At 68.6% G+C, this 21122-nt stretch carries 25 protein-coding genes and 1 pseudogene; 15 read left to right on the top strand and 11 right to left on the bottom strand.

From position 1 onward, the window contains the following. Positions 1 to 98: 98 nt before the first annotated feature. On the bottom strand, positions 99 to 209 hold the full coding sequence (locus AC1RNC_RS19470; RefSeq protein WP_492103908.1) for a hypothetical protein: 111 nt from the start codon (positions 207 to 209) through the stop codon (positions 99 to 101). A gap of 162 nt (positions 210 to 371) precedes the next feature. Here AC1RNC_RS19470 and AC1RNC_RS19465 point away from each other — a divergent pair, with 162 nt between their 5' ends. Continuing rightward, on the top strand, positions 372 to 1001 hold the full coding sequence (locus AC1RNC_RS19465) for a TetR/AcrR family transcriptional regulator (protein WP_492887934.1): 630 nt from the start codon (positions 372 to 374) through the stop codon (positions 999 to 1001). 19 nt (positions 1002 to 1020) lie between these two features. Next, complete coding sequence (gluQRS, locus tag AC1RNC_RS19460; RefSeq protein ID WP_492887933.1) at positions 1021 to 1860, top strand: tRNA glutamyl-Q(34) synthetase GluQRS; 840 nt, start codon at positions 1021 to 1023, stop codon at positions 1858 to 1860. Here gluQRS and AC1RNC_RS19455 read toward each other — a convergent pair. From AC1RNC_RS19455 to AC1RNC_RS19435, 5 genes are all read right to left on the bottom strand, one after another. Further along, positions 1857 to 2171, bottom strand: a complete 315-nt coding sequence (locus AC1RNC_RS19455; RefSeq protein ID WP_492887932.1) for a winged helix-turn-helix domain-containing protein — start codon at positions 2169 to 2171, stop codon at positions 1857 to 1859. The genes gluQRS and AC1RNC_RS19455 overlap by 4 nt on opposite strands. 7 nt (positions 2172 to 2178) lie before the next feature. After that, positions 2179 to 2811: a hypothetical protein gene (locus tag AC1RNC_RS19450; RefSeq protein WP_492887931.1), complete on the bottom strand. Its 633-nt coding sequence runs from the start codon at positions 2809 to 2811 to the stop codon at positions 2179 to 2181. Between the two features lie 32 nt (positions 2812 to 2843). Next, complete coding sequence (locus tag AC1RNC_RS19445; protein WP_492887930.1) at positions 2844 to 4061, bottom strand: acyltransferase family protein; 1218 nt, start codon at positions 4059 to 4061, stop codon at positions 2844 to 2846. A 106-nt stretch (positions 4062 to 4167) separates the two neighbouring features. After that, positions 4168 to 4896, bottom strand: coding sequence for a GNAT family N-acetyltransferase (locus AC1RNC_RS19440; protein ID WP_492887929.1), 729 nt, complete (start codon positions 4894 to 4896; stop codon positions 4168 to 4170). Next, the gene (locus tag AC1RNC_RS19435; RefSeq protein ID WP_492887928.1) at positions 4893 to 5516 is read right to left on the bottom strand and encodes a TlpA family protein disulfide reductase; all 624 of its coding nucleotides are present in this window, start codon (positions 5514 to 5516) and stop codon (positions 4893 to 4895) included. The genes AC1RNC_RS19440 and AC1RNC_RS19435 overlap by 4 nt, the downstream gene beginning before the upstream one ends. Here AC1RNC_RS19435 and argH point away from each other — a divergent pair, their 5' ends adjacent. The 4 genes from argH (at position 5517) to AC1RNC_RS19415 (ending at position 10257) form a co-directional block, all read left to right on the top strand. Next, positions 5517 to 6938 carry an argininosuccinate lyase gene (gene argH / locus AC1RNC_RS19430; RefSeq protein ID WP_492887927.1) on the top strand — a complete coding sequence of 474 codons (1422 nt, stop codon included), beginning with the start codon at positions 5517 to 5519 and terminating at the stop codon, positions 6936 to 6938. Beyond that, positions 6935 to 7258, top strand: coding sequence for a hypothetical protein (locus tag AC1RNC_RS19425; RefSeq protein ID WP_492887926.1), 324 nt, complete (start codon positions 6935 to 6937; stop codon positions 7256 to 7258). Before argH ends, AC1RNC_RS19425 begins: the two co-directional genes overlap by 4 nt. Positions 7259 to 7267: 9 nt before the next feature. Then, on the top strand, positions 7268 to 8548 hold the full coding sequence (lysA, locus tag AC1RNC_RS19420) for a diaminopimelate decarboxylase (protein WP_492887925.1): 1281 nt from the start codon (positions 7268 to 7270) through the stop codon (positions 8546 to 8548). A gap of 110 nt (positions 8549 to 8658) precedes the next feature. Beyond that, the gene (locus AC1RNC_RS19415) at positions 8659 to 10257 is read left to right on the top strand and encodes a methyl-accepting chemotaxis protein (RefSeq protein WP_492887961.1); all 1599 of its coding nucleotides are present in this window, start codon (positions 8659 to 8661) and stop codon (positions 10255 to 10257) included. A gap of 6 nt (positions 10258 to 10263) precedes the next feature. Here the strand turns inward: AC1RNC_RS19415 and AC1RNC_RS19410 are convergent, their stop codons facing one another. Both AC1RNC_RS19410 and AC1RNC_RS19405 read right to left on the bottom strand, forming a co-directional pair. Next, positions 10264 to 10848, bottom strand: coding sequence for a phosphoribosyltransferase (locus AC1RNC_RS19410; protein ID WP_492840014.1), 585 nt, complete (start codon positions 10846 to 10848; stop codon positions 10264 to 10266). Then, positions 10787 to 11752: an MJ0042-type zinc finger domain-containing protein gene (locus AC1RNC_RS19405; protein ID WP_492887924.1), complete on the bottom strand. Its 966-nt coding sequence runs from the start codon at positions 11750 to 11752 to the stop codon at positions 10787 to 10789. Before AC1RNC_RS19405 ends, AC1RNC_RS19410 begins: the two co-directional genes overlap by 62 nt. Positions 11753 to 11810: 58 nt before the next feature. Between AC1RNC_RS19405 and ftsE the strand changes: the two genes are divergently transcribed. Genes ftsE through AC1RNC_RS19385 form a run of 4 tightly spaced genes read left to right on the top strand, consistent with a single transcriptional unit; the run spans position 11811 to position 14740 of the window. Beyond that, positions 11811 to 12518: a cell division ATP-binding protein FtsE gene (ftsE, locus tag AC1RNC_RS19400; protein WP_492887923.1), complete on the top strand. Its 708-nt coding sequence runs from the start codon at positions 11811 to 11813 to the stop codon at positions 12516 to 12518. Then, entirely contained in the window at positions 12515 to 13408 is an 894-nt protein-coding gene (locus AC1RNC_RS19395) for a cell division protein FtsX (RefSeq protein ID WP_492887922.1), read from the top strand. Before ftsE ends, AC1RNC_RS19395 begins: the two co-directional genes overlap by 4 nt. 13 nt (positions 13409 to 13421) lie before the next feature. After that, on the top strand, positions 13422 to 14039 hold the full coding sequence (locus AC1RNC_RS19390) for a YdcF family protein (protein WP_492840010.1): 618 nt from the start codon (positions 13422 to 13424) through the stop codon (positions 14037 to 14039). After that, positions 14036 to 14740 carry a lysophospholipid acyltransferase family protein gene (locus tag AC1RNC_RS19385; protein ID WP_492887921.1) on the top strand — a complete coding sequence of 235 codons (705 nt, stop codon included), beginning with the start codon at positions 14036 to 14038 and terminating at the stop codon, positions 14738 to 14740. The genes AC1RNC_RS19390 and AC1RNC_RS19385 overlap by 4 nt, the downstream gene beginning before the upstream one ends. A gap of 11 nt (positions 14741 to 14751) precedes the next feature. Here AC1RNC_RS19385 and AC1RNC_RS19380 read toward each other — a convergent pair. After that, positions 14752 to 14851, bottom strand: a pseudogene (locus AC1RNC_RS19380) (hypothetical protein); the annotation flags it as partial. Between the two features lie 14 nt (positions 14852 to 14865). Beyond that, positions 14866 to 15429 (bottom strand): gamma-glutamylcyclotransferase, encoded by a 564-nt coding sequence (locus AC1RNC_RS19375; RefSeq protein WP_492887920.1) that lies wholly within the window; start codon positions 15427 to 15429, stop codon positions 14866 to 14868. A gap of 29 nt (positions 15430 to 15458) precedes the next feature. Here AC1RNC_RS19375 and AC1RNC_RS19370 point away from each other — a divergent pair, with 29 nt between their 5' ends. From AC1RNC_RS19370 to AC1RNC_RS19355, 4 genes are all read left to right on the top strand, one after another. Beyond that, the gene (locus AC1RNC_RS19370; protein ID WP_492887919.1) at positions 15459 to 16481 is read left to right on the top strand and encodes a DUF2125 domain-containing protein; all 1023 of its coding nucleotides are present in this window, start codon (positions 15459 to 15461) and stop codon (positions 16479 to 16481) included. A gap of 114 nt (positions 16482 to 16595) precedes the next feature. Further along, a complete protein-coding gene (locus AC1RNC_RS19365) occupies positions 16596 to 17396 on the top strand; it encodes a chorismate mutase (protein ID WP_492887918.1) in 801 nt (266 codons plus the stop codon). 29 nt (positions 17397 to 17425) lie between these two features. Beyond that, on the top strand, positions 17426 to 18547 hold the full coding sequence (hisC, locus tag AC1RNC_RS19360) for a histidinol-phosphate transaminase (protein ID WP_492887917.1): 1122 nt from the start codon (positions 17426 to 17428) through the stop codon (positions 18545 to 18547). After that, positions 18548 to 19486 carry a prephenate/arogenate dehydrogenase family protein gene (locus AC1RNC_RS19355; RefSeq protein ID WP_492887916.1) on the top strand — a complete coding sequence of 313 codons (939 nt, stop codon included), beginning with the start codon at positions 18548 to 18550 and terminating at the stop codon, positions 19484 to 19486. 18 nt (positions 19487 to 19504) lie between these two features. On the opposite strand, the gene AC1RNC_RS19350 is transcribed toward AC1RNC_RS19355, so the two are convergent. After that, positions 19505 to 20359, bottom strand: coding sequence for a DUF6065 family protein (locus AC1RNC_RS19350; RefSeq protein ID WP_492840003.1), 855 nt, complete (start codon positions 20357 to 20359; stop codon positions 19505 to 19507). Between the two features lie 252 nt (positions 20360 to 20611). On the opposite strand from AC1RNC_RS19350, the gene AC1RNC_RS19345 reads away from it, so the two are divergent. Further along, positions 20612 to 20947 (top strand): EF-hand domain-containing protein, encoded by a 336-nt coding sequence (locus AC1RNC_RS19345; protein WP_492887915.1) that lies wholly within the window; start codon positions 20612 to 20614, stop codon positions 20945 to 20947. Positions 20948 to 21122: the final 175 nt, after the last annotated feature.

Here is a 21122-nt window from a genome sequence, read left to right as displayed (position 1 = left end):
GTCCGGTTCTGGTTAGCTCCGCGACAGCAAAGCTTCAAGCCGAACGCGGCGACGGGCGCTCCGAGGCAAGCCCGCCGACAGCGAACCATCAGTCTTTATTAGAGAACAACGCCGGCGACAGCGGCGGCGACGCCAAGAGCGATGACGAGGAAATAGCCGGCGGCCAGACGGTCGAAGGCGTTTTCAAAAGCGGCGAGCGTACGTTGCATGGGATGTCCCTCAATGCCTTGTCCTACCCCCGATGGGCCCTGGCCAAGCCTGCGCCGAGCCAATCTGGACGGTGCTTAGATAGCACCAATCTGAACGACGTCAAGATAATCTATACAGTGTTTGGATGAAAATCTGGAAAGGTGCTGTTACAGTGAGGACCCATGACCACCGCGACCGCCGAATCCCGTCCGTATCACCATGGCGACCTGAGCCGCGCCCTGATTGACGCCGCCCGCAAGATCCTCGAAACAGAGGGTCCTGCGGCCTTGTCTCTGCGAGCCGTGGCGCGCGAGGCCGGGGTCAGCCCCGCCGCGCCCTATCATCACTTCAAGGACAAGGCCCAGTTGCTGGAGGCCGTCGCCCACGAGGGCTGGCATGAGCTGGACGTGGCCCTGTCCGCGGCCCGCGCCTCGACCGACGACGCTCGCGCGCGGATAAGCAATCTGGGCGTGGCCTATGTCTGCTTCGCCCGCGACAACCCGGCGCTCTATCGCGTGATGTACGACCGCTCGCGCGACAAGGACGCCCTGCCCGACCAGTTGAAGGACGACGGCGCCTATTGCCAGGTCCGTGACACCATCAACGAGAACAGCGGCGGCCACGTCAGCGACATCGACCTGGAGCTGGCGACCATCGCGGCCTGGTGCGCCGGTCACGGTCTGGCCGAGATGATCGGCTTCAAGCAGTTCACCACGCTGAAGGCGCAGCTGGGCGGCGAGGAAGCCTTCCTGCGCGCCGTGTTCGAGCACCTTGGCATGTTCGCGAAGTTCACCGCGCCCCCTCAAGGCTGAATTGGGACTGAGAGCGAGCGTGACCTTCGTCACCCGGTTCGCCCCGTCGCCGACGGGCCTTCTGCATCGCGGCCACGCGTTCTCGGCGCTGACGGCCTATCGCGCCGCGCAAGAGGCCGGCGGCCGCTTCCTGCTGCGCATCGAGGACATCGACGCCACCCGCTGCCGGCCGGAATACGACGCGGCGATCCTGGAGGACCTGGCCTGGCTGGGCCTGGAGTGGGAAACCCCCGTCCGTCGGCAGTCCGAGCATCTGGCCGACTACCACGCCGCCATCGAGAGCTTGCGCGAGCGCGGCCTGGTCTATCGCTGCTTCAAGACCCGCAAGGAGATCGACATCGGCCGCGCGCCGCACGCGCCGGCGGTTGCCTATGTCGGCGCGCCCCTGCCCGCCGAAGAGGAAGCCGAACGCCTCGAACGCGGCGAGGCCTTCGCCTGGCGGCTGTCGCTGGCGGCGGCGCGTGACGCGCTCGGTGGCTTCGAGGGCCTGACCTTCGTCGAGGAGCGCGCGGGACCCGACGGCGAGACCGGCGTCATCCAGGCTCGCCCGGAAATCGCCGGCGACATCGTCCTGGCCCGCAAGGACGTCGGCGTCGCCTATCACCTGGCCGTGGTCCACGACGACGCCCTGCAAGGCGTCACCCACGTGATCCGAGGCGTCGACCTGTTCGAGGCCGCCCACATCCAGCGCCTGCTGCAGGCCCTGCTGGGCTACGCGACGCCGACCTACCGCCATCACGGCCTGCTGCTCGGCCCGGACGGCAAACGCTACGCCAAGCGCGACAGGGCCCAGACTCTGCGGGAACTCAGGGCCGCGGGCATGAGCGCGGCCGAGCTGCGGGCCGAACTCGGCTTTTAGGCCCCGCCCCCGGCCTGCTCGACCAGTTGGCCCATCGCCTTCAGATAGTTCGAAAAGGCCGCTCTCCCGGTCTCGGTCAGGCGCACGCGGGTCAGGGGCTTGCGGCCGACGAAGCTCTTGTCGATCGAGACGTATCCGGCCTCCTCCAGCTTGCGCAGGTGGATCGACAGATTGCCCTGGGTGACCTCCAGGACGTCCTTCAGCTCGGTGAAGTCGGCGACCTCGGCGCTGGCCAGGTAGGCGACGATCCCCAGCCGCACGCGGCCATGGATGACGTCGTCCAGCCCGCTGATGTCGAACCTGGGCGCCACGATCGTCTCAGGCGCCTGGCCGCAGGGCCTGGCGCATCATGAAGAAGCCGGGGGCCCCCATGAAGGCGAACAGGCCGAAGGTCGCGATCGCCAGATAGAGGTCCGCGCGATGGATCAGCATTCCCATGGCGACGCCCGACACCAGCCAACCGATCGCCACCAGCGCCATCCACGCCCGCTTGCGCAATACGAAACTCACGTACCAGACCGCGCCCTGCAGGATGAACACCACGGCCGGATGGAACAGCCAGTAGCGGAAGTCGTGGTTGCGCGCGGCGGCCGAGGCGAAGACCACCACCAGCGCCAGATTGGCGATGCCCGTGCCCGCGAAGGCGGCGTTGACGGCGCGGTTGGTGACGCCGCGCTGGGGGTTCTTGCGGTCGATGACGATGACGATCGTCATCAGGATCAGGAAGATCACCGTCGGCGCCCAGGCCATCACGATGTTTCCCGTCGCCCCCAGGGTCAGGAGGCCCTTCTCCTGGACGAAATAGCTCAGGGTCTGGACCCCGTAGAGCACGCCCGCCGAGCCATAGAGCGCGCCCCCGGCCACGCCAAGCCCGCCGCGCTCGTTGCCGCCCTCGGCGAGGCCGCGCAGGAAGGCCAGATCGTCCTGGGCGCTCTTGAGCTTGTCGTTCATGCCGATCCCCTTCAGCGCAGCATCATGACGGCTCACAGGATTCGTCCCAACAGCGGCATGCGGCGCAGGACCATGGTGGTCAGCCAGCTGAGCACGACGGCCCCGCCGAACGCGACGCACCCCTTGGCGAAGCCGCCCCAGGCCTGCGGCAGCATCAGCCACCCCAGCCAGGCGGTGAAGACGTAGTGGGTCAGGTACATGCCGTAGGCGTTGGCTTGCAGGCTCCGACCGATGGGCCCCGTCTCGCGGACGAAGCGCAGGAAGGTCGCCAGCGCCGCGAACGACAGCGTGGCGCAGGACAGACAGAACATCAGCCCGCCGAACGAATCCAGCAGCGGCCTGGGCGGAGGGTTCGGCGAGAAGGCGATGATCATGGTCGCCACCGCCCCGACGATCGGCAGGATCGGGGCCAACTGCCAGAGCTGCCAGCGCTTGGCGAGCTTTCCCTCGGGATCCGTCAGGCCATGTCCCACGCCCGCGGCGCCGACCGCGATCCCGGCCAGGAAGTAGACGAAGTAGTGGCCGATGCGGGCCGTCTGGACCACGAACGGTCCGACCATTGTCCAATGACCGAACGGGGTTGTCATGACCAACGGCAGATAGGCCATCAGGCTTACCGCCGCCAAGCCGCAGAAGAACCGACCTGGCTTGGCGTCCGCGCCTTTCGCCGCGCGACCGAGGACGTAGGTGACGCCAGGCCACATCGCGTAGACCGCCGCGAACAGCCCGCCGAACGCCAGCAGCACCCACAGGAACCAGGCCGGGCCGCTGGGCCAAAACGGCAGGCGCGTCCAGGCCTCGGCGAAGGGGGTGAACGACGGCGCGCCGCCCGACTGCAGCCAGGCCGGGAAATAGGCCAGCGGGGCCAGCAGGCCGACGGCGAGGACGAACGGGACGCCCAGGCGCAAGGCCCGGCTCCTAAGGTAGCCGCCCGCCCCCTTGGCCCGCAGGCCATCGGCGACGAACAGGCCCGAAATGAAGAACATCAGCGACATGAAGAAGAGGTCGTTGACCAGGGTAACGAGGCTCCAGCCGCCAAACTTCTGCGGGTCTGCCACCGGGAAAGCCGTCCAGAGAATCGGCTGGGCGTCGAACGCCTTCGGGGCCGGCGCGTACGGGTGATAGGTCAGCACCGCGTGGTGGGCGATCACCAGCAGGGTGACGAAGGCGCGCAAGGCGCCGATGGCCGCGTTGCGACCGCCGATCTGGACGAGCGTCGATCTCTCGGAGGCGCTGAGGGGCGCGTGCATGGCTTCGGTTTCCCCCTTGAAGATGGCCACACCATGGATCAACAAGTTTGTTTTGTAAACTAGTCTACCCCACTTAGGCGACGCCAGGCGGAGCATCGCGCTGCCTTCAGCGAACCCAGTAGCTGTAGCGATACCCTGGCGTGAAACCCTCGTCGGCATAGAGGGCGATGGCCGGCGCGTTGTCGGCCTCGACCTGCAGCCAGGCCCGCTCGGCGCCGAGGGTCTTCGCCTCGGCTAGCAGGGCGCGCAGCACTCGGCGGGCCAGACCCTTGCGGCGATGGTCGGGGACGGTGCGCATGCCGAAGATCCCCGCATAGCCGCCACCGATGGCGCTGGCCCCGATCGCCGCCGGGACGCCGTCGATGTCCAGCCGCGCGAAGCGAGCCGGCACGGGGATGCGGCCAAGCGCCTCCAGCCGTTCGCGACCATCCTCCGGGTTACCGGCCGTGGCGGTGAACACGGCTTCGAAGGTGGCGTCCGGCGTGTCCGAAAGGCGGACGCCATCGTCGCCTTCCCCACTGGTCTGACCCAGCATCACCAGGGTCGCCTTGCACGCCGCGTAGCCTCGGGCCGCCAGACGCTCGGCCAGGTCGGCCGGCGCCACGACGCCATCGGTCAGCTTGAAGCGCGGCGGCAGGCCGCGTTCGACGAACCAGGCCTCGACCGCATCCAGCGCCGCTTCCGGATCGCGATCCGGCGCCGCCAACGGCCAGCAGGCGTTGATCCGCATCGACTGGCCGGACGAGGCGTTCAGCCGCCACCCACCCAGCCGCGCCCGCTCGCGGGCCGGCCAGGCGTCGTCGGCCAGGGGTTCTAGAAGCGCCGGATCGATCACTTCTCGGCCAGGAGCTTCTCGACGATTCCGCGCGCTTCCGGGCTGGACCAGTCGGCCGGACCGGCCATGCGGGCGCGCTCACGGCCCTGGCGGTCGTAGATGATCGTCGTCGGATAGCCGGCCGCCTTGGGCTCCAGCGCGAACGAGAGCTTGTAGCCCGGATCGCGATAGGTCTTCAGCGGCGGGTTGGCGGCCATCTCCTCGTTGACCAGGTTCAGGTCGCCATCGCGGTCGACGCTGATCGGCAGCACGGTGACCGGCTGGGTCGCGTAGACGGACTGCAGCTTGGCCAGGGTCGGCATCTCGGCCTTGCACGGCGCGCACCAGGTCGCCCACAGGTTCATGACCACCACGCGGCCCTTGAAGTCGGCCAGAGTGGCGGGCTTGCCGTCCAGGCTGGTGAACACCGTGTCGGGCGCGGGACGCGGCGTGGCGGGCACGTCGAGCTTTTCCAGCGTCCCCTTCTTGAATTCTGTGAGGTCGGCAGGCCCATGGGGTTTGAACGAAGCACTGGCGATGACGTATAGAACCGCCGCCACGCCGACGAGGACGACGCCACCCAGCGCCAGCCTCACAGGGTTGCGCTTCTTGGCCGCCGCCTCCGATTGGACTTCGCTCATATGACCGACAACGCCTCCGATACGCCCAAGGCCGACAAGGGCCAGGGCCAAGCCATGTGGGGCGGTCGGTTCTCGGCCAAGCCGGCGGAACTGATGCAGGCGATCAACGTCTCCATCGGCTTCGACAAGCGCCTCTGGGCGCAGGACCTGGCAGGCTCCCGCGCCCACGCTCGGATGTTGATCAGCCAAGGTGTGATTGCAAGCGCCGACGGCGAGGAAATCCTCAAAGGGCTCGACGCCATCGAGGGCGAGATCACGGCCGGGGTCTTCCCGTTCCGTGACGAGTACGAAGACATCCACATGAATATCGAGGCGCGGCTGCGCGAGCTGATCGGCGCGACCGCCGGCCGGCTGCACACCGCCCGCTCGCGCAACGACCAGGTCGCCGTCGACTTCCGCCTGTGGGTCCGCGACGCCGCCGACCGCTCGGCCGCGCAACTGGAAGCCCTGCAAAAGGCCCTGCTGGCTCAGGCCGAGGTTTATGCCGACGCCCTGATGCCGGGCTTCACTCACCTGCAGCCGGCCCAGCCGGTCACCTTCGGCCACCACCTGATGGCCTATGTCGAGATGTTCGGCCGCGACGCCAGCCGTTTCCGCGACGCCCGCGCCCGCATGAACGAGTGCCCGCTGGGCGCGGCGGCCCTGGCCGGCTCGCCCTTCCCGATCGACCGCAACCAGACGGCGGCGGCCCTGGGCTTCGACCGCCCGACCGCCAATTCGCTGGACAGCGTCTCGGCCCGCGACTTCGCCCTGGAAGCCCTGTCGGCCGCCTCGATCACCGCCACGCACCTGTCGCGCCTGGCCGAGGAGATCGTGCTGTGGACGACGCCGATGTTCGGCTTCATCAAGCTGACCGACGCCTTCACGACCGGCAGCTCGATCATGCCGCAGAAGAAGAACCCCGACGCCGCCGAGCTGATCCGCGCCAAGGTCGGCCGCATCCTGGGCTCGCTGACCACCCTGACCGTGGTCATGAAGGGTCTGCCGCTGGCCTATTCGAAGGACATGCAGGAAGACAAGGTCCCGACCTTCGAGGCCTTCGACGCCCTGGAACTCAGCCTGCTGGCCATGGCCGGCATGGTCGCCGACCTGACCCCGAACACCGAGACCATGGCCAAGGCGGCTGGCGCGGGCTTCTCGACCGCCACCGACCTGGCCGATTGGCTGGTGCGGACGCTGAACATGCCTTTCCGCGACGCACACCACGTGACAGGCTCCGCCGTGAAGACGGCCGAAGGGCTTGGCGTCGATCTGGCCGATCTTAGCTTGGAGCAGTTCCAGGCGATCGAGCCCCGGATCACCCAGGACGTCTACGCCGTTCTGACCCCGGCCGCCTCGGCGGCCAGCCGCATGAGCTACGGTGGGACCGCCCCCGCCCAGGTCCGCGCCCAGATCGCGCGTTGGAAGGAAGTCCTCGCATGACCCCCTTTAAGAAGAACTTTGGGCGCCCCGTCACCCTGCTCGCCCTGACCGCCATGGCGCTCACGGCCGCCGCCTGCGGCAAGCAAGGCGCCCTGGAGCGTCCAGCGCCGATGTGGGACCCGGCCAAGAAGGCCGCCTGGGAAGCCGAACGCCGCGCCGCCTCGGCCCAGGCCAATCAGCCGGCCCGCGCCGGCGGCGCCCAGGAGATCCGAGACCCGGCCTCCAGCAACCGCACCATTCGCGAAGCGCCGCTGCCGGGCACCAACGATCCGTTCGGCGGCCCCTCGCAAGCCGGCTTCCCCGGCGCCACGCCCAGGTAAGAGATTCCGTTGAACCACTTCGAGTACGGCCCCGAGGGCCTGGCCTGTGAAGGCGTGCCCCTGGCCAGGATCGCGGCCGAGGTCGGCACGCCCGTCTATGTCTACAGCCGCGCCACGCTGGAGCGGCACTTCACCGTGTTCCGCGACGCCCTGATCGCCGGCGGCGTGGTCGACCCGCTGGTCGCCTACGCCGTGAAGGCCAATTCCAACGTCGCGGTGCTGAAGGTTCTGGGCGATCTGGGCGCCGGGGCCGATACGGTCTCGGAGGGCGAGGTCCGCCGCGCTCTGGCCGCCGGCATCCCGGCCGAGCGCATCGTCTTCTCCGGCGTCGGCAAGACCCGTCGCGAGATCGCGTTCGCTCTCAAGGTCGGCGTCGCCGAGATCAACGTCGAATCCGAGCCGGAGATGAACCTGATCGCTCAGGTCGCGGCCGAGCTGGGCGTCCGCGCCAAGATCGCCTTCCGGGTCAATCCCGACGTCGCGGCCGGCGGTCACGCCAAGATCGCCACCGGCAAGTCCGAGAACAAGTTCGGCGTCTCGTTCGCCGAGGCCGCGCGCCTCTACGCCAACGCCAGCAACAACGCCAATCTCGAGCCCATCGGCGTGGCCTGCCACATCGGCAGCCAGATCACCGACCTGACGCCCATGCGCGCGGCCTTCGCCAAGATGCGGGGCCTGGTCGAACAACTGCTGGGTGAAGGCCTGTCGGTCGAGCGCCTGGACCTGGGCGGCGGCCTGGGCGTGCCATATTTCAATAGCCCCGCGCCGCCCTCGCCGGCGGAGTTCGGCGCGATGGTCGGCGAGGTCACCAAGGGCCTTCCCGTCAAGCTGGCCTTCGAACCCGGCCGGGTCATCGCCGCCAACGCCGGCGTGCTGGTCTCGGAGGTGATCCATGTCCACGAGCGTCCGGAAGGCCGCAAGTTCCTGGTCATCGACGCGGCCATGAACGACCTGATCCGTCCGGCCATGTACGACGCCTTCCATGACATTCGGCCGGTGATCAAGCGCGCCAAGGACCAGCAAGGGACCGAGACGGTCTATGACGTGGTCGGCCCGATCTGCGAGACGGGCGACACCTTCACCCGCGATCGCGCCCTGCCGCCGTTCGGCGCGGGGGATCTGGTGGCCTTCATGTCGGCCGGCGCCTATGGCTCGGCCATGGCCAGCGAGTACAACACCCGGCCGCTGGTCCCTGAGGTTCTGGTCGATGGCGACCGCTACGCGGTGATCCGCAAGCGCCCGACCTATGAGGAAATGCTGGCGCGCGACCTCATCCCGGACTGGGTCTAGGTAGTCTTACGGAAGCCTCAAAAAATAGCCCTACCGCCACAAGGGATTAACCATCGGCGCCGTAACAGTGGTCCAGTCTCGGGGAACAGTGGAGCTCGGCGGTGGGCAACCTGATTGAATTCGACAGTATCGAAGCTCAACGGAAGCTCGGCGGTTATCTGGTGCTGGCCTGTATTGGGGCGCTGGTGCTGATCACCCCGGCCGCCGCGATGATGACGGGTCGCCCGGTCCCGCCGCTGGCTGGCGGCTCGGTGCTGCTGGCGGCCCTGGCCTGGGGCGGCTGGGCGATCTGGCGCGACAACGCCGCTCAGCGAATCTCGACCGCGTTGACCTTGATGGGCCAGGTCAGCCTGTTCATCGCCGCTTTTTCCGGCCATCCCCTTCAAGCCGACGCCCGCATGGCCTACCTCGCCGCCCTGGCCCTGCTCGTCGCCTATGGCGACTGGCGCGCCGTCGCCGTGGGCGCGGCCACCGTGGTGGGGATCGAGCTGTCCATGGCCGCGATCGCTCCACACGTCCTCATGAGCGGCGAGGTCACGCCCCTGCGCCTGGCCTTCGACGCCGGCGTCACCCTCGCCACGTCCTGGTCGCTGATCTGGCTGACCGCCGGCGTGTCGCGGCTGTTCGTCACCGTCACCGCTCGTACCGACAAGGCGCTGGACGCGGCTTCGCGCGCCGACGCCGCCAACGCCGAGGCCGAGGCCCAGCGCAACGCTCGCGATATGGCCAATGCCGAACAGGCTCGCCAGAAGGCCGCGCTGGAAGCCGAGCAGACCCAGGTCGTCGAGGAACTGGCCACGGCGCTGGGTCACTTGTCGCGCGGCAACCTGACCTGGCGGCTGGAACAGGCCTTCGCCGCCCGTTACGAGCCGCTACGCGCCGACTTCAACGACGCCCTGTCGCGCCTGCAGGCCGCCATGCGCGAGATCGCCGGCAACGCCGCCAGCATGACCGCCGGGGTCGCGGACATGTCGCGCGCCTCTGACGAACTGGCCCGTCGCACCGAGCACCAGGCCGCCAGCCTGGTTCAGACCACGGCCGCCCTGGGCGAGATCACCATCGCGGTCAGCAGCACCGCCGACAGCGCCAGCCAGGCCAACGCCGCCGCGGCCTCGGCTCGCCAGGAAGCCGAAAGCTCGGATCCCGTGGTCAGCGAGGCCGTCGAGGCCATGACCCTGATCGAAAACTCGTCTGGCCAGATCGGCAAGATCATCGGCGTCATCGACGAGATCGCCTTCCAGACCAACCTGCTGGCCCTGAACGCCGGCGTCGAGGCCGCTCGCGCCGGTGAAGCCGGTCGCGGGTTCGCGGTCGTGGCCCAGGAAGTCCGGGCCCTGGCCCAACGCTCGGCGAGCGCGGCCAAGGAGATCAAGGATCTGATCAACGTTTCGGGCCAACAGGTCAGCGCCGGCGTCGAGCGCGTGGGCCGCACCCGCGAAGCGCTGCAGCGGATCATCGCCCGCGTCGCCGAGATCGACGCTCAGGTCAAGGCCATCGCCGCCTCCGCCCACGATCAGGCCCTGGGCCTGGGCGAGGTCAACGCGACGATGGGCGAGATGGACCGGGTCGTGCAGCAGAACGCGGCCATGGTCGAGGAGACCACCGCCGCCGCCCATGCGCTGCACAACGAGACGCAGGAACTGGCCAAACGAGTCGACCTGTTCGAGATCGACAAAAAGCCGGCGGCGCGCCCGCAGCGCGCGGCCTAAGGGCCTCTAGTCCAGAGCGCCGATGTACGGCAGGCCGCGGCTCTTGCCCTCGTCGTCGAGGCCGTAGCCGACCAGGTAGCGCGCGGGCGCTTCCCAGGCGACGAAGTCGGGCTCCATGCCGCGATCCTTGGGCCAGGGCTTGCGGGCGAAGACGGCGGTCAGCACTTCGCTGGCCCCGGCGTCCTTGACCAGACGGGCGGCTTCCGACAGCGACAGGCCCGTGTCGAACACATCGTCGACGACCAGGGCGCGGCGGCCGACCAGCGGGCGTTGCAGGTCGGCGCGGACCTCGCAGCGGCCCGTGCTCTTGCGCTCGTCGTGATAGGAGGCCAGCCACAGGGCGTCGAAACGCACATCGCGGCCGGCCTTGTAGAGGGCGCGTGTGAGGTCGGCGGCGAACCAGAGGCCGCCGGTCAGCAAGCAGATCACGACGGTGTCGTTGTCGATGCGCGGCGCGATGGCTTCCGCCAGCTTCTGAACCCGCTCGGCGATCTCGGCTTCCGAGATCAGGACTTCGGGCTGTTTGGTGTCATTCATGGTGGGCGGGTTCATGAGAGTCTGCTGGGGGAGGAGTTTCGTCCCCGCTCTCATGTACCGGGGGTTCCTGTCCAGCCGCTTCGTGTTCGACGGGGGCGTCCTGAGCGCCGCGCAGGTCCAATTGGGGCTCGCCGCCGTGGCCTTCGGGCTTGTGGAGAGCCGCCTTCACCGCCTTGGCCGCGCCGGCTTCGGTGGCGAAGCCGATCTGCAAGTCCTTGGCCGTGCGAGGCGGATTCAGGAAGGTGATCGAGAAGTGGCGCACCTCGCCCGGGGGGATCTTGGCGTCGGCGGCGGCGGCCAGCTGGCCGGCCACGCGCTTTTCCTGCTTGTTCAGCAGCTCGACCCGCAGTGGCGGGGCCAGCACTTCATGTTCGGTGATATTGCGGATCGAGCCGGTGATGGTCACGGCCGCGTGGCCATCCAGCATCACGGGCTGAGCCTTGAGGCTGCCGCGGTCGATCACCAGACCGATGGTGTTCACCGGCAGGCCGACGGCGGCGTAGGCGCCGGCCGAGCCCGGCAGGATCTTGACCACGTCGATGCGGAAGATCAGGGCGGCGACCACGACCACCGCCATGGCGGCGGCCATGCCGGCCCAGATGACGCCGGTGGTGGTGGCTTCGCGCAGGCGACGCTCGGCGTCGGCGCGAGCCCGGAAGACCTTGGGAAGCTCCTCGCCCGGCAGGGCGCTGACCGGCGGTTCCTCGGCGTCGGCCCCCGCGCCCTCGGCCACGGTTTCAGCGGTCTGCTCGGCGCCCTCGGCCTGGCTGGCCAGCGTCGGCGCTTCGGGCTCGTCGAAGAGATCGTCAGCGGTTTCGTTGCGCGCGTTCCAGCGGTGGCCGCACGAAGCGCAGCGCACGACGCGACCAGCCGCACCGACCTTGGAGTCGTCGACGAAATAGCGGCTGGCGCACTCCGGACAGGTCAGTATCATGGCCGCGAATCGAACGCTCCCCACATACCTTAAGGGGGTCGCTGATTTTAACCCTGATGTCCAGAAACCCAAGTGACGCGCCTTGCGGATCGACACAGAACAGGGCGATGACGCCCTTCCGGTGGTCCGGTTCGATGGCGTCTCGATGCGTTACGGCCGCGCGCCGGAAACCCTGAGGGATATCAGCTTTTCCTTAGGGCCGGGCTCGTTCCATTTCCTGACCGGCGCGTCGGGGGCGGGCAAGAGCTCCCTGCTCAAGCTGATCTATCTGGCGCACCGTGCGTCACGGGGTCGCGTCGAGCTTTTCGGGCGCGATGTCAGCCTCACCCATACCTCGGACCTGCCATTCCTGCGTCGCCGGATCGGGGTGGTGTTCCAGGAATTCCGGCTGCTGGAGCACCTGTCGGTGTTCGACAACGCCGCCCTGCCCCTGCGTATCCTCAAGCGCAAGCCGGCCACCTACCGCGAGGATGTCGCCGAACTGCTGACCTGGGTGGGACTTGGTGAACGCATGCATGCGCTTCCCGCCACCCTGTCCGGCGGCGAGAAGCAGCGCCTGGCCATCGCTCGCGCGGTCGTTGATCGCCCCGACGTCCTGCTGGCCGACGAGCCGACCGGCAATGTCGACCCGGCCATGTCGCTGCGCCTGTTGCGCCTGTTCGTCGAGCTGAACCGTCTGGGCACCACGGTGCTGATCGCCACCCACGACGAGGATCTGGTGGCCCGCGCCGGCCGCCCGACCCTGCACCTCGAACATGGCCGGCTGGTCGACGCGGGAGGCCCTCGATGAGCGAGTTCTTCCAGGTCGCCCGCTGGAAGCCAGGCCCGCTGCTGCCACCGCGTGACGCCCGTGACGGGGCCTTGGTGTTCGTGGTGGCGGTGCTGTGCTTCCTGGCCTGCCTGACCGCTTTCGCCGCCCTGGCCGCTAACCGCGCCGCCCACGGCTGGACCTCGCAACTGGTCAACTCCGCCACCGTGGTGGTCCGGGCCCGCGCCAACGAGACGCCCGACAGCGCCGCGGCCCGCGCCGCCGAGACCCTGGCCGGGGTCAGGGGCGTGGCCGAGGCCCAGGCCCTGCCGCGCGAGAAGGCAGAGGCCTTGCTCGCGCCCTGGATCGGCAAGGAGGCCCTGGTCGACGACCTGCCGACTCCGCGTCTCGTCACCCTCGAGCTCGATCCCAAGGCCCCGCCGACCGCCCAGGTGCTGGACAAGGCCCTGCGCTCGGCCGGCATCGACGCCACGGTCGACGACCACAGCCGCTGGATCGCCGACATCGAGCGCGCCGCCGACCTGGCCCGCCTGGCGGCCCTGGGCGTTTTCGCCCTGATCGCCGCCGCCACGGCCGCCGTCATCGCCTTCGCCACCCGCGCGGGCCTGGCCGCCCGCCGCGACGTGATCGAGGTGCTGCACTTCTCCGGGACCGAGCAGGGCTTCATCGCCAGCCTGTTCCAGAACCGTTTCGCGACCATGGGCGCGCTGGCGGGCTTGCTGGGCGGAGCGGGCGCGGCCATCATCGGCGTCGTTGCGCGCTACTTCGGCGGCGGCGCGGGGGTTGCGCCGGTCCTGCCCTTGGCCTGGATCGATCTGGTCGCCGCCCTGCCCGCTCCGGTGGTCGCGGCCCTGATCGCCGGGCTCTCGGCCCGCCTGGCGGCGTCGCGCATCGTGGGGGAGATGCCGTGAAGACCCAAACGTCATGAAGACGCTCGCCGCGCTGCTGATCGCGCTGATGATCTGGGGCCTGGGCCTGCTGGCCTTCACCGGCCGGGTGGACCAGTCGACCCCCGCCAAGGAGCCGCCGGTCGCCGACGGCGTCGTGGCCCTGACCGGCGCCTCGACCCTGCGCCTGGAAGCCGCCACCAAGTTGCTGGAGGAGGGCAAGGGCCAGCGTCTGCTGATCTCCGGCGTCAACCGCGAAGCCACCCGCGCCGATGTCCAGACGGTGACCAAGGCGGTCAAGCCGATCTATGACTGCTGCGTGGACTTAGGCTTCGCCGCCGCCAACACCGTCGGCAACGCCCGCGAGACGGCCGAGTGGGCCAAGTCCAAGGGCTATAAGAGCCTGATCGTGGTCACGGCCGACTATCACATGCCGCGCTCGATGCTGGAGCTGCGGGCCGCCATGCCGAACGTCGAGCTCTATGCCTATCCGGTCAAGACCGATCTCAACGCCCACCGCTGGTGGAAGACCAGCATCAGCGCCCGGCGGATGATCGTGGAATACTGCAAGTACCTGGCGATCCTGGGCCGTGAAGCGTTTCTAGGCCTGGGACCGAAAGAAAAGGCCGCCCCGGCCGCGAAGGAAGCGTCTTGATCTATCTGCGTTCGTTCCTCTTCCAGCTGTTCTTCTGGCTGTGGTCCATCGTCTGGGCCGTGGGCATGATCGTGACCTATCCGCTGCCCCGGCAGGCCAACACCTGGTCGCTGAAGACCTGGGCCAAGGGCCTGATCTGGAGCCTGCGCTGGCTGGCCGATGTCAGGGTCGAGGTGCGCGGTCAGCGTCCGACCGACGCGGCCCTGGTCGCGGCCAAGCACCAGTCGATGTTCGACGTCTTCAGCCAGTTCGCCCTGCTGCCCGACGCCTGCTTCGTGATGAAGAAGGAACTCCTGATGGTGCCGCTGTTCGGCTGGCACGGGATGAAGGCGGGCATGATCGTGGTCGACCGCGCCGGCCATTCGACGGCGTTGAAGAAGCTGGTCCGCGACTCCGTCGAGCGCATGACGGAAAGCCGCCAGATCGTGATCTTCCCAGAAGGCACCCGCGGCCTCCCCGGCCAGCCCGGCGAGTACAAGCCTGGCATCGCCGCGCTCTATCGTGAGCTGGAGATGCCGGTCACGCCGCTCGCCCTGAACTGCGGCAGCCACTGGAACAAGGGTTTCGTCGTCAAGCCGGGCACGATCGTCTTCGACTATCTCGAGCCGATCCCCGCCGGCCTGAAGCGCGGCGAATTCATGCGCGAGCTGCAGACCCGCATCGACACCGCGACCAAGGCGCTGGAGGACAGCGGAATTTAACCGCCGCGCTCCCGCCCTCGTCCTTCGACAAGCTCAGGATGAGGGCTATTGTCGATGGCGGTTCCAGTAGAAATCCTCATCCTCATCCTGAGCCTGTCGAAGGACGAGGATTTCGGTCCACGACTCTAGCGGACCGGCTCGATCGCCTCGACCATCTTCAGCAGCTTCTCCATCGTCCCGTCGCGCACCCCATCCTCGCGCAGGTGCAGGACGAGGTCGGAGAGGTAGTCGATGTTGCGGCCCGACAGGCCCTTGGCGCCCGCGATCAGCTGGGCCTGCTGCTCCAGGGTCAAGGCTCCGGCCCACTGGGCATGCTTCATGTCCGACAGGAAGACCAGCGCCGGCGTCTTCTCGCCCCCCTTTGGCCCGTTGTCGATCTTCACGTCGCGCCAGGTTTCGAAATAGGTCTCGGTCGGCTGCTCGCGTTCGCGCAGATAGGCATAGACCGCTTCCCATTCGCCAGCCGCCACCCGGTAGGCCATGCCGCGCACCGCCCCGCCGGGAGCCAGGCCCAGCACAAGGCCCGGTCGCTCGTAGGTGCCGCGATGGTGGACGGAATAGATGCAGAAGGCCCGCCGGCGACCGTGGAGCACGGCCGTTCTTCGGTCTATGAACGGGAACCCGGGCCGCCACATGAGCGATCCGTATCCGAACACCCAGCGATCTTCACTGTCGCCTGCCAAACCCATTCCCGATCCCGACTGGACGCGCCCTATACATGACCCATACCGACGCCCGCCCGTCCCGCAAAGCCCCCCAGAAGGCTCGGCGCAGCCGTCTGTTCACGCCTTTCATCCTCGCCGCCATCATCGCGGGCGGCTGGAGCTATGGCTGGTTCTGGCTGCGTGGTCAGGCCGAGCAGCGGATGGACGCCCAGTCGGCCGACCTGAAGTCGCGCGGCTATGACCTGTCGTGGAGCGCCCGCACCTTCCACGGCTTCCCGTTCCGCATGAACGTCGACCTGACCAACGCCCGCATGGCCGAACCCACCGGCTGGGCCGTCCGTGCGCCGGTGCTGAAGGGCGAGGCCGAGATCTATGACCTGACCCACTGGGTGCTCGTCGCGCCCCAAGGCGTGGTGCTGACCCGTCCCGAGGCCGGCGACGTGACCATCACCGGCCAGGCCCTGCGCGCCAGCATCTCGCATGTCACCGAATACCCGCCGCGCATCTCGGTCGAGGGCGCCAAGCTGACCTTCGTCCCCGCCCCGGGGACCAAGCCGTTCCAGCTGGTCTCGGCCGACAACATGCAGCTGCACACCCGCAGCGGTCCCGACGACCAGGGCGCGATCTTCTTCAAGGCTGACGGCGCCAAGACCGCCTTCACCGGTTTGCTGGGCCGCCTGGCCCAGGACAAGACCGCCTCGATGATCCTGGAGACCCGCCTGTCGCACGTTTCGTACCTGCGCGGCCGCAACTGGGAGGCGGCCGTCAAGCGCTGGAGCGAGGCCGGCGGCCAGATCAGCGTCCAGCAGAGCCAACTGCTGGCCGGCGACGCCGAGGGCAAGGCCAAGTCCGGCGTGCTGTCGGTCGACGCCGATGGCGCGGTGACCGGATCGCTGAGCGTGGCGCTCAAGGAACGCGCCACCCCCGGCCAGCCGATCAAGACGCCGGAACAGGCCCTGGCCGCCGTCGCCCAGGCCGCCGGCCAGGAGCCGGTCATCGAAGCGGACCTGAAGTTCCAGAACGGCCGCACCTTCCTGGGCGTGATCGATACGGGCCCCGCGCCGAAGGTGTATTGAACCCGAGTGATGGATCACTGATCGCCGAGCGCGCAATTTTCTTCCCCAACAGGGCTGGCTATTGCGTGTTCGGCGGCAAAGACTATGGTCCGCCCTCCAATTTCGGGGAAGAACATGGGCAGCGACGCGACGGACGCCACACCGTCTCTCGAAGAGGTCCGATGGCGACTGGACGCCATCGACGGTGAATTGTTGAAGCTGCTCGACGAGCGCGCCGGTCTAGCCAGCGCCGTCGCGGCCGCCAAGCGCGCCTCCGGCGACACGGGCTTTGGCCTGCGCCCCGGCCGCGAGGCCCAGATTGTCCGCAAGCTTCTGGAAGCGCCCCGCACCGGCGCCTCCAACGCCCTGGTCATCCGCATCTGGCGCGAGATCATGGCCGACAACCTGGCGCGCCAGGGTCCCTATCAGCTGGCCGTGTTCGGCGGCCGCGAACCGGCCCGCGCCGTCGAGCTGACCCGCCTGCGCTTCGGGACCGCCCCGCGCCTGTCGATCGTCCCCACCACCCAGGACGCCCTTGCCGTGGCCCGCGCCCCGTGGGGCGTCGCCGTCCTGCCGCTGGCGTCAGACACGCCTTGGTGGGGCCGCCTGCTGGCCGAGCCGAAGCTGAAGGTGTTCGCCGCCCTGCCCTGCCTGGCGACCTGGGGACCGCAAGCCGCCCTGGCCGTGGCGGAGGTCGAGGTCGAGCCCACCGGCCACGACCAGACCTTCTGGGTGACCGACTCGGCCAAGAGCGCGGCCGCCATCGTCGACGCGCTCAGCCTGGACGGCGTCGCCGCCGAGCAGGTCGCCGAGGCCGGCGGCCTGAAGCTGCTCTCGCTGTCGGGCTTCTTCCAGGCCGACGACGAGCGCCTGGCCCGCGCGCCGGGTCAACTGACCGGCGTCATCGGGGCTGCGCCCGAACAGTTCGACGTGTAAGAGACGCCCGTCTCTAGACTGAGTATCCGATGACCGCCGTCCCCACCGATCGCTTCGCCGCGCCCCGTCCCGTTCCCAAGCCTGGGATCATGGACATCCACGCCTATGTCGGCGGCAAGTCGAAGATCGAAGGCGTCGCCCATCCGGTGAAGCTGTCGAGCAACGAGAACATCCTGGGCAGCAGCGACAAGGCCAAGCAGGCCTATCGCGACGCGGTCGACCGGATGCACATCTATCCGGACGGCAAGGCCAATATCCTGCGCGCCGCCGTGGCCGAGCGCTTCAAGCTGGAACCCGAGCGCCTGACCTTCGGCGACGGCAGCGACGAGATCTTCGCCCTGCTGTGCCAGGTCTATCTGGAACCCGGCGACAATATCGTCCAGGGCGAGCACGGCTTCGCCGCCTACGCCATCGGGGCCCGCGCCTGCCAGGCGCAGGTGCGGATGGCCAGAGAGATCAACCACCGCATCGACATCGACGAGACGGTCAAGTGCGTCGACGAACGCACGCGTCTGGTGTTCATCGCCAATCCCGCCAACCCGACCGGCACCTGGCTGACCGGCGAGGAGATCCGCGCCCTGCACGCGGCCCTGCCGCCGTCGGTGATCCTGGTGCTGGACGGCGCCTATTCGGAATTCTGCAGCGATCCGCGCTTCGAGGACGGCCTCGATCTGGCCCGCGCCGCCGAGAACGTGATCGTCACGCGCACCTTCTCGAAGCTGCACGGCCTGGCCGCCCTGCGCGTGGGCTGGGGCTATGCGCCGACGCACATCATCGAGCCGATCGAGCGCATCCGCCCGCCGTTCAACACCTCGATCCCCGGCCAGGAAGCGGCCGTGGCGGCCCTGTTCGACGACGATTTCCAGGCCCGCTCGCTCGCCCTGGTCGAGCAATGGCGACCGTGGCTGGCCCAGCAGCTGGGCGGCCTGGGCCTGGAGGTGACGCCGTCGGCGGCGAACTTCGTCCTGGCGACCTTCCCGACCACGCCCGGCAAGACCGCGCTCGAGGCCGAGGCCTTCCTGGCGTCGAAGGGCTATCTGGTCCGCGCGGTGGCCAACTACGGCCTGCCCGACGCCATCCGGATCACCATCGGCCTGGAAGAGCAGAATCGAGCGGTGGTCGACCTGCTGAGCGAGTTCATGGCGCGCTAGATGTCCAGTCCCGGTCTCCTCTATCCCAAGCTCACCGTCATCGGCTGCGGCCTGATTGGCGGGTCGGTGATCCGCGCGGCGCGCCAGCACGGCGTCGTCGGTCAAGTCACCGCGGCCGACGCCAGCGAGGCCAACCGCGCCCGTGTCGTCGAACTGGGCATCGCCGAGCACGTCACCGGCGACATCGCCGAGGCGGTGAAGGACGCCGACCTGGTGGTCATCGCCACCCCGGTGCTGTCGATCCCCGGCCTGGCCGCCGAGATCATCCCGGCCATGAAGCCCGGCGCGACCCTGACCGACGTCGGCTCGACCAAGGGCAATGTCGCCGAGGCCTTCCGCGCCCAGGATCTCTCGAAGATCTACGCCATCCCCGGCCACCCGATCGCCGGCACCGAGCAGTCGGGCCCGGATTCAGGCTTCGCCGAACTGTTCGAAGGCCGCTGGACGATCCTGACGCCGCTCGACAGCGATGACGAACATTACGCCGAGGCGGTCGCCAAGCTGTCGGCCTTCTGGCGCGCCTTCGGGGCCCAGGTCGAGCTGATGGACGAGAAGCACCACGACCTCGTTTTGGCCGTGGTGTCCCACCTGCCCCACCTGATCGCCTACACGATCGTCGGCAGCGCGGCGGACCTGGAGAACGTCACCGAGAACGAGGTCATCAAGTACTCGGCCTCGGGTTTCCGCGACTTCACCCGCATCGCCGCCAGCGACCCGACCATGTGGCGCGACATCTTCGTGGCCAACAAGGACGCGGTGCTCGAGATGCTGGGCCGCTTCACCGAGGACCTGCAGGCCATGAGCCGCGCGATCCGCTGGGGCGACGCCGACACCTTGCATACGCATTTCACCCGCACGCGGGCGATCCGGCGCGGCATCGTGGCGGCCGGCCAGGAAAGCGCCCTACCCAACTTCGGCCGGGACCGGGGCAAGCACTAGCCTCCGACCGGCGCCGCGTCAGTCGGGCTTGCGAGCGCCCTTGCGACCGACGGGACAGACCCGCCGCGAGCCCGTCTGCCGGAACTCGGCCAGCCGGATCTTCGACTCATGGTCGGCCGGCCCGGCCTGACCGTCGGGATGCAGGCCGCGATAGTAGAGCTTCTGCCACTGGTCGGCCGGGTTTTTGGGCTTGTTGCTCCTAACCCAGTCCTGAAAGGCCGCCCGCGAGCGGCTCCATTCATGATAGGAGTCCAGAAGCTCGGGCAGGTCCTCCATCGGACGCAGCTCCGGCTTCAAGCCATCGACCACGCCGCGCGGCGTGGGGAAGAAGAAGCAGAACGGCTCGTTCTCCTCGAACCGGATCCAGTGATCCGGCCGGGTGAAGCGCCAGTTCATCGTGAAGGTGTAGGGCGACCAGTCGGTCTCGATGACGCCGCCCATCGGCGCGATGCCGTCCTTCATGGCGTTCGGCGGGCCGCCGACCCACAGGTTCCAGCCCTCCGACGTGCGCATGATGCCTTCGACGTGGAAGGTCAGCGTACCGCTGCCGAACAGAGAGACCGGGGCGTGCTTGGGGTCCGCGCCCTTGTCCAGCACGATCTCCACCGAATGGGTGCCGACATCGCCCAGCCATCGGGCGGAGAAGCCGCACGGGCTCAGCATCACCCAGCCGTGGGCGTTGGCGATCGCCAGCGGCAGGCAGCGATAGGCGAAGCTTTCGGGCGTGGCGGTCATCCAGTCGCGCTTGGCCGAGGCCGGTTCCACCCGCGGCTTCCAGCCCTCGTGCACGTAGCAGACCAGCTCGGTCTCGGCCGCCCGGACCGGGGCGGTCCGCGAACGCTCCGGAACCGAGCCCTTGAGCCGCTTTTTCATATCTCGCCTCGCAAGCTGGCGGTCCGCCTCACGAATGGCGAAGCCTCGTCGCAAGGTCGGGCCGTCGACGGCGCCTTTCGCCCTCGGATCTGACAGGTTCGGCCTATCGGCCACGCATGACAGTTTCGTGTCGCGTCGAACGCGTTCCGGCCAGGCGCTCGCGGCCCGGTCCGGCCGCAATCTCGAAACATCCTCGCAATATTCGCGGCCGATGACCAAGACAGGGACATCACCCGGAAGGAAACACCCCCCATGCGCCGCACGCTCACCGTAGCGCTCGCCTCGCTCACCGCTCTCGCCGCCGCCGGCGTCGCCATGGCCCAAGAAGGTCCGCCGCGCCAGATGCCGGCCCCCGAGGACATCTTCAAGCGCTGGGACGCCAATAGCGACGGCGCGGTCGACAAGGCCGAATGGGACGCCACGGGTCGCCCGGCCGACCGCTTCGCCATGATCGACGCCAACAGCGACGGCAAGCTCACCCTGGACGAACTGAAGGTCGCCTTCGAAAAGATGCGCGCCCGCCGCTCGCAGGAAGGCGGCCCGCCTCCCGGCCCGCTGCCGGAAGGCCACCCGCCGCAAGGCAACTAAGCGCTCCCAATCCAGACGCTTTCGAACGCCGCCCGGTTCGCCCGGGCGGCGTTTTGCATTTCGGGCGCACGCATTGCCCGACAAGCCTCATGAACATTCAAACCGCGTCCAGGCCGTCCAATCCCGCCCCGCCCCTCCGGGCCAATGTCCGCCTCGCAGAACGACGGCGCGCCGC

Source organism: Caulobacter sp. GW822-FHT01G02, assembly GCF_058802865.1.
Note: the sequence above shows the minus strand (reverse complement) of the source record. Positions and strands in the feature narration are given on the sequence as shown.

What these genes read in the sequence shown, in the direction of transcription:
- AC1RNC_RS19470 (WP_492103908.1), bottom strand. Translation starts at nt 209, where the DNA reads ATGCAACGTACGCTCGCCGCTTTTGAAAACGCCTTCGACCGTCTGGCC.
- AC1RNC_RS19465 (WP_492887934.1), top strand. Translation starts at nt 372, where the DNA reads ATGACCACCGCGACCGCCGAATCCCGTCCGTATCACCATGGCGACCTG.
- AC1RNC_RS19450 (WP_492887931.1), bottom strand. Translation starts at nt 2,811, where the DNA reads ATGAACGACAAGCTCAAGAGCGCCCAGGACGATCTGGCCTTCCTGCGC.
- AC1RNC_RS19445 (WP_492887930.1), bottom strand. Translation starts at nt 4,061, where the DNA reads ATGCACGCGCCCCTCAGCGCCTCCGAGAGATCGACGCTCGTCCAGATC.
- AC1RNC_RS19435 (WP_492887928.1), bottom strand. Translation starts at nt 5,516, where the DNA reads ATGAGCGAAGTCCAATCGGAGGCGGCGGCCAAGAAGCGCAACCCTGTG.
- argH (WP_492887927.1), top strand. Translation starts at nt 5,517, where the DNA reads ATGACCGACAACGCCTCCGATACGCCCAAGGCCGACAAGGGCCAGGGC.
- AC1RNC_RS19425 (WP_492887926.1), top strand. Translation starts at nt 6,935, where the DNA reads ATGACCCCCTTTAAGAAGAACTTTGGGCGCCCCGTCACCCTGCTCGCC.
- AC1RNC_RS19410 (WP_492840014.1), bottom strand. Translation starts at nt 10,848, where the DNA reads ATGAGAGCGGGGACGAAACTCCTCCCCCAGCAGACTCTCATGAACCCG.
- AC1RNC_RS19395 (WP_492887922.1), top strand. Translation starts at nt 12,515, where the DNA reads ATGAGCGAGTTCTTCCAGGTCGCCCGCTGGAAGCCAGGCCCGCTGCTG.
- AC1RNC_RS19390 (WP_492840010.1), top strand. Translation starts at nt 13,422, where the DNA reads ATGAAGACGCTCGCCGCGCTGCTGATCGCGCTGATGATCTGGGGCCTG.
- AC1RNC_RS19375 (WP_492887920.1), bottom strand. Translation starts at nt 15,429, where the DNA reads ATGGGTTTGGCAGGCGACAGTGAAGATCGCTGGGTGTTCGGATACGGA.
- AC1RNC_RS19370 (WP_492887919.1), top strand. Translation starts at nt 15,459, where the DNA reads ATGACCCATACCGACGCCCGCCCGTCCCGCAAAGCCCCCCAGAAGGCT.
- AC1RNC_RS19365 (WP_492887918.1), top strand. Translation starts at nt 16,596, where the DNA reads ATGGGCAGCGACGCGACGGACGCCACACCGTCTCTCGAAGAGGTCCGA.
- hisC (WP_492887917.1), top strand. Translation starts at nt 17,426, where the DNA reads ATGACCGCCGTCCCCACCGATCGCTTCGCCGCGCCCCGTCCCGTTCCC.
- AC1RNC_RS19355 (WP_492887916.1), top strand. Translation starts at nt 18,548, where the DNA reads ATGTCCAGTCCCGGTCTCCTCTATCCCAAGCTCACCGTCATCGGCTGC.
- AC1RNC_RS19350 (WP_492840003.1), bottom strand. Translation starts at nt 20,359, where the DNA reads ATGAAAAAGCGGCTCAAGGGCTCGGTTCCGGAGCGTTCGCGGACCGCC.
- AC1RNC_RS19345 (WP_492887915.1), top strand. Translation starts at nt 20,612, where the DNA reads ATGCGCCGCACGCTCACCGTAGCGCTCGCCTCGCTCACCGCTCTCGCC.